This is a genomic window from Candidatus Contendobacter odensis Run_B_J11 (assembly GCF_000531125.1).
In the GTDB taxonomy this organism is placed as follows: domain Bacteria; phylum Pseudomonadota; class Gammaproteobacteria; order Competibacterales; family Competibacteraceae; genus Contendibacter; species Contendibacter odensensis.
The window spans coordinates 1-5,906 of the sequence record NZ_CBTK010000050.1 but is presented as its reverse complement, the minus strand read 5'-3'; the positions used below and the strand labels follow the sequence as shown (position 1 = coordinate 5,906).

General features: G+C 56.0%; 5 protein-coding genes. All 5 read right to left on the bottom strand.

Translation table 11 applies throughout. The annotated features are described in order from the left end of the window. The coding region (locus BN874_RS04645) for a DNA gyrase subunit A (protein WP_034431170.1) at positions 1-425 on the bottom strand (425 nt) is incomplete at its 3' end. A gap of 472 nt (positions 426-897) precedes the next feature. Beyond that, positions 898-2,346: a DUF4139 domain-containing protein gene (locus BN874_RS04640; RefSeq protein WP_195912101.1), complete on the bottom strand. Its 1,449-nt coding sequence runs from the start codon at positions 2,344-2,346 to the stop codon at positions 898-900. A gap of 5 nt (positions 2,347-2,351) precedes the next feature. Next, on the bottom strand, positions 2,352-3,539 hold the full coding sequence (locus tag BN874_RS04635; protein ID WP_034431168.1) for a hypothetical protein: 1,188 nt from the start codon (positions 3,537-3,539) through the stop codon (positions 2,352-2,354). Positions 3,540-3,799: 260 nt separating this feature from the next. Continuing rightward, on the bottom strand, positions 3,800-5,119 hold the full coding sequence (locus BN874_RS04630) for a hypothetical protein (RefSeq protein WP_034431166.1): 1,320 nt from the start codon (positions 5,117-5,119) through the stop codon (positions 3,800-3,802). Between the two features lie 262 nt (positions 5,120-5,381). Next, on the bottom strand, positions 5,382-5,906 hold a 525-nt coding region (locus tag BN874_RS26145; protein ID WP_034431165.1), incomplete at its 5' end, for a methyl-accepting chemotaxis protein.

The following is a 5,906-nucleotide window of genomic DNA, read 5'->3' as shown; positions in this document are numbered from 1 at the left end:
GTTTCCTTCTCCAGATCAGCCAGTAGTTCGTGGGCAATGCGGGACATACGGACTTCGGTATAACGCATCGCTGCCGGCGCATCGCCATCCACACTGCCAAAGTTACCCTGACCATCAATCAGCATATAGCGCAGCGAGAAAGGCTGTGCCATACGAACCATGGTATCGTAAACTGCGGTGTCGCCGTGTGGGTGATATTTGCCGATAGTATCACCGACCACACGGGCGGATTTCTTATAAGGTTTATTCCAGTCGTTGCTCAATTCGCTCATAGCAAATAGTGCGCGCCGATGCACCGGTTTAAGCCCATCGCGCACATCCGGTAATGCCCGTCCGACAATCACGCTCATGGCGTAATCAAGATAAGATTGCCGCATCTCGTCTTCGAGATTGACCGGCAGGACTTCTTTAGCAATGTCAGACATGCGGAAACCTTCTATTGAACATTTGACCCGACCAGGAAGGCGGTTTAAGCGGCGAATTGTAGCACAGCCGAAGCAGTGGGAAACCGAGCGGGCAGAAAGCCTTCACCACCGATCAGATTCAAAATTGAAACGTGTAGTTGACGAAAATTCGAGGGTAGGAACGGCCTTCAGGCGACGATGTTCGTGGGCTAAAGCCCGCTCCTACGGTAGAGGTCGAAAACCGATAGGTGGCAAGGCAGAAAGCCAATGGCTCGCTCATGCGGTATCGCAACCGGAATAGAACCACCTTGATAGTGCGCTAAGCCTGACGCGGGCAACAACTTAAGCGGTACGCCGTGCGTACCCTACAGCGGCAAGATTGCAGTAGGGTACGCACGGCGTACCTTGAGGTCAGATCTGAACCGTTCACGAAATTGCTTAAGTTAATGGCCCTTCCCCCAAAGGGTGAGGCGAGGATGTCAAAGCGTCTTCATCACCGGGCGGTCACTCCATCCACCGGTAATTCCACCCGGTTCTGCTTCTGGTTATAGCCCTGCCGACTGACGATCTCATAATCCAGGTCGGCCTTGCCGGCAGCGGCGACCTCGGCGGTCCATTGCACCGTCTGGAAATCGTGCAGCGTCGGATTCAGCCGGCTGCGGAACACGATATCGCCGGGAATTTCGCGGCGGATTTGCACGCTGATCGGCTTGCCGCTGTAGTTACGAATTTTCTGCCGATAGACCGTGTGCTCATCCCAGCCGGCCACCTGAACCTCCATCTCCAGCTTCGGCAACCCGTCCTCGCCCAGTTTGCGATAGAGATTACCGCCCTTGATCTGCAACCAGAAATTGTCGCGGTAGACTTTCTGCTTGAGCAACTCGAACACCACTGCCGGATCGGTGCCGAGGTTCAGTTCGATCTTGTCGCCGATGGGTGCGTATTTAAGATTCTGCGTCGCTAGATAGCTCAGCCCGTCGCGGCCATTGGCACGGAATACCCGCAGCATTCCATCCGGCAACGGCGTGACGCCCAGCCCGGACGCCGTGTCATTGCGTAGCAGATACAGTCGAGTCAGTTGCTCGCCGTATTCGCGCGGCCGGTAGCGGTATTCAACCGTCATCGGCACGTTGGCAGCCTCGAAACTGCGCAAGCGCTTGGCCCAGCCGTTCGGGACGGTTTCGGTCCCTTCGATGGTGTAGATGAAGTACTCGCTCAAGCCTTCCTTGATGACTTCCTTGGGTGCCACCATCTCCGCCATCGCACCGGCTACACTATCCATTGCCAGCATCGGCGCGGGGGCAGCGGGCGCCAGCATCCGGCGGGCGGCCTTCTGCCGCAAATTCCCATAATCCTCCTTCTTGAGTTCCTCCAGCCGCCCGACCGGCAGTTGGGCCAATTCAGCGATTTTTTCCACCAGGTTGATGGTGCCCACGACCAAGCGAACCTGGGCGTTTTCATAGTCTTCGCCGGAGTTATTTTTCACTCGGACGAAGCTTTCCAAGCGCAACGCTTTTTCATCGGGATCGGCTATCGCCAGATAATCCGCCGCCCAACTAATGCCGGAAGTGAAATAGCTGATCTCGATGACCGCTTCGCGGTTGGCGTCGCTCTGCACATTCCAGTACAGCATCTGCGGCTTGTCATGCGGAAAGGTGGTGTCGAGAACTTCAATCCCGGCTTTCGGTTCACGGAATTTCAGTTCCACCGAAGTTGGATCGATCAAGGTGTTGGCCCAGGAGAATTGCAACGGATTCACCCCCTGCTTGAAAGTCACTACCCGGCTTTCCCGCACCAGGGTTAAATCCTCGGAGTTGTAGATGGTCAGTTGCACCGTGCGCCGTTCGGGCACCGTGGCGAGATCGATATTGCGCGCTGGCACCGCCAGCGGCAGCAGCAACCCGAACAGGCAGAACAGCCGAACAATCCGGTTCAGAATCATGGCGCTCACCATTCGTTATTCAGCGTCAGCCGCAGGGTATGAATCTGCTTTTGCGCCTGGCCAGCGGCGGCGCGGGCGGGCAGGTCTACATGAAACAGCAACGTGTCGGCGTCGCTCTTTTCGGGATCGGGAGTGCGCAAGGTGCCGTCGCCCAATTTCCATTCCGGGTCGCGGCCACTGTCACCACGAACGTCGTTGCGAATCTGGCGGACGCTTTCCACCAGGTCGAGGGTGACCGGCGCGTCCTTGAAATTCTCAATCTCGTATTTCAGGGTCACGTCGTAGCGGTACAGATTGCCGGCAATGCGCTGGCGTTCGTTGTGATCCACTGTGCGCCGCACCGCAATGTCACGGGCCAGGCCGAGATAAAGCGTCAATTCATCGTCGGGCGCGGTGAATTTGCCGCGATCCTCGCCGAGAAAAGCGCTACCGCCTTTGCCGTCATCCTGAAAGATGCGCGCCTTGCCTGCCGGCAGCGGTTCCTGGCCCAGGGTGCCACCCGCGTTTTTGATGACGTAATGCATCGGTACGTTGAGCTTGTCCTGAGCGCGGTCGAGATAGCCGAATTCCATCGGGCTGCTGGTGTAGGTTTTGCGCACCGGCACGGCGGCGAAGCGCCCCAGTTGCACTTCCTTGGTTTCGTTCAAGCCGAGGGGCTTATTGAAGCGTTCGCCAACCCCGGCCCAAAACTCGGCAGTGTCATAAGCCTCGTTGGCGTTGTTATTCACCCGCAGCAGTTGGGTCAGATTCAGGGTCTTTTCGTCGCGGTCGGCGACGGCGCGGTAATGGAAATCCTTGCCTAATCCACCCAGCACATAGCTGATTCGCACCCGCACCGCACCGGACGCACTGGCGGCGACGGACCAGACCAAGGCGGTTTCATTCGGCGGATAGCTCACGGACAGCACTTTAGCCTCCAGCGGCTGATCGGCGGGCGGCGCGAGAATACGCAATACCAGCGAATCGGGGTCAATACGAGTATTGGCCCAGGAGAAATCTACCTGGTTAACACCCTTGACCAACGGCACGATGCGCTCTTCCTCAACCAGAGCAACTTGCGGGTGATCGAGCTGGATTTCCACCCGCTCGCGCATCGGCAAGGTGGTGAGCTTGATACGGGCCAGCGCATCCAGTGGCGCAGCACTGCACAGGAGCAGGATAGTGAGTGGATACAACCATCGGGTTCGGTTCATCGGTTTTTTCCTCCAAAGTTTAACCAGGATCGGTATAACCATAAACGCTCGGCGACGGATTTGGGGTTAAGAGGAAGTAATACCATTGCTCAAATAGATGTTGAGTTTTTAGCAGGTTGGGCAAAGCAGAGCGTTCTCAACCGCCGACTTTCCGTCCAACGGCTACTCGATCTCCTATCAATCCATATAGTAGTGGGTGACAAACACCGTTCTTTTCAAGAATAGACCTGCTGCGAAGACGGAGCCTGCCACCCAGGAACTCAGACGGTGTAGAGGATTTTGTTGTCGCTGAGCCGCTTGACCTCAACAACCGTGGAAACACCTGCGACCTTGACCTTGGTAATGTCATCTACATCATCGAGACGACTCCCGGCTCTGGAGGCTCCTTCCTCTGACCAGGCTGCGGTGAAGGTCTGTTTTGCCCGCTCGTATTCCATAAGCCCTGCCTGATAGAGTTGCGGACCGGTGCAGTGGGGAGCGGTCTTTCGCTGGAAGAGGTCGGCGCGAACTTCGATGGAAACAGCCGGATCATAAATGGCGGTATAACCCTCTCCATTCGATGTTCCGTGGTGAATACGCACGTAGGTAATCGAGGCCAGGATATCGTCAGCGGGAACCTCGCGCATTGCCAATTCATTGAAGGCCACGGCCTCCGAAAATTTTTCCTGGGCTTCTTTAGTGTCAAAGTAAGTGCCATTCAGCAAGCAAAGAAAAATCTGTGCCTGATCAGCGGCGCGTAGCAGCACTTTCCTTTCTCCAGAAGCCCGCTGTACCGTCACCTCGCAGAGTTTAGTCCGGTCTACTTTGCCGTCCCTCACTAATTGAGCGATGTCTTGCTTCATTTCCACCCCGGGGAAGATGTGCAACTCGCTCACTTGAGGAAATACCGAGGCCGTCTTGAAGTCAGTCGTGACACTGATAACGGTCTGCTTGCAGTTGTCCGCAGACACGCGGCGATACCACATATCACACCGGATCGAGAGTTTGGAAAAGGGATGCCAGGGCTGACGCATGTTGATACTGGCGGCGTAATTGTTGGCTATTGATTCGGCCTTGCAGATAAAGCCACCGCCATTGATCAGGTCGGCGAGCTTGCGCATGTCTCCTCGCCAGCCCAGTTGAACTTTTTTAGAATGGTCGAATTTCTTCAGATACTTGGCCATCTCCAATGAAGTATCGTCGGTCGCGATGGTCGAATTTCTCGAAATCGGGATTCGCCTGAATCCGATGGTCAGTAGAGCCAGCAAGGCGTTGAACAGTATCTCATTGGAAACCGTATTCCATTCACGCTTGCGGTTGAGTTGGATCGCGCCAGTCGCTTGCTCCGCATCCTTCAGTTTGGCCTGGGTCCATCCGCCCACCGCCGGCGGCTCCCATTCCTTGGGCAGGTCAAAAAGGGCGGTAAACAGCGCAATAACCGGCTCTCCATGTTTCAGGAAATCCGCTTCCCAGATGTAGGCTTCGCTCCAGAAATAAGAAAACCAGCCCTGATGGTTGGTCTCCGAGTTATTGTTGGGCACGATTTTAGACAGTGGGATTTTTCGGATAAATGGCAAATGAACTTTCTCGAAAGCGGCCACAGTGAACCTCCTAAGTGTTTGATGGGCATGGCATGATGCAGATGAAGAGCGTAATCAAGACGAATTAACCTACCGCACAGGTAGTTTAATTGAAGCATAGAACAGACAGGAGAGAGTCACCAGCCAAAGAAGCTACCGTCGATGAAATCCATGCCCTACCGCGCCGGCCTCCTGGAATAAGGCCATTTCCCGCAACCAGAATCGCGGGCGGGGGGTGCGCTGAAATCCCCCCTTGAAAAAGAGGCAGGGGGGATTCGGTTGCTTAGAACGCTTCCCACTCCTCGGTATTGGTGGACTTGGCAGCGGGTTGCGGTTTAACCGGCGCAGCAGGCCGTGCTTTGGCCGAGGCAGGTTTAAGCGGGGTTACCGAGCTTACCGAACGTGAACGTGGATTTGGACTGGAGGCCGGACGTGGCGCGGTCGTAACCTTGCGCATCGCCCGGTCATCCAGCGTGAAAAATTCCATGAGTTGTTGCAGTTCGTGGGCTTGATCACCCATGGCGTGACTGGCAGCAGCGGTTTGTTCCACCAGCGCAGCGTTCTGCTGGGTGACTTGATCCATCTGCAAAATGGCCTTGTTGACCTGTTCGATTCCGCTGGCCTGCTCGCGGGCGGCGGCGGCCATTTCGGCCACGATGTCGCTGACTTTCTTCACCGCCGTCACGATCTCACGCAGAGTCTGGCCCGATTGCTCGACCAGCTTGCCGCCGTCTTCGACCTTGGTTACGCTGTCGGTAATCAAGCCTTTGATCTCTTTGGCCGCATCGGCGCTGCGTTGCGCCAGCTT

Coding starts and splice junctions, on each gene's coding strand:
- BN874_RS04640 (WP_195912101.1), bottom strand. CDS start 2,346: ATGATTCTGAACCGGATTGTTCGGCTGTTCTGCCTGTTCGGGTTGCTG.
- BN874_RS04635 (WP_034431168.1), bottom strand. CDS start 3,539: ATGAACCGAACCCGATGGTTGTATCCACTCACTATCCTGCTCCTGTGC.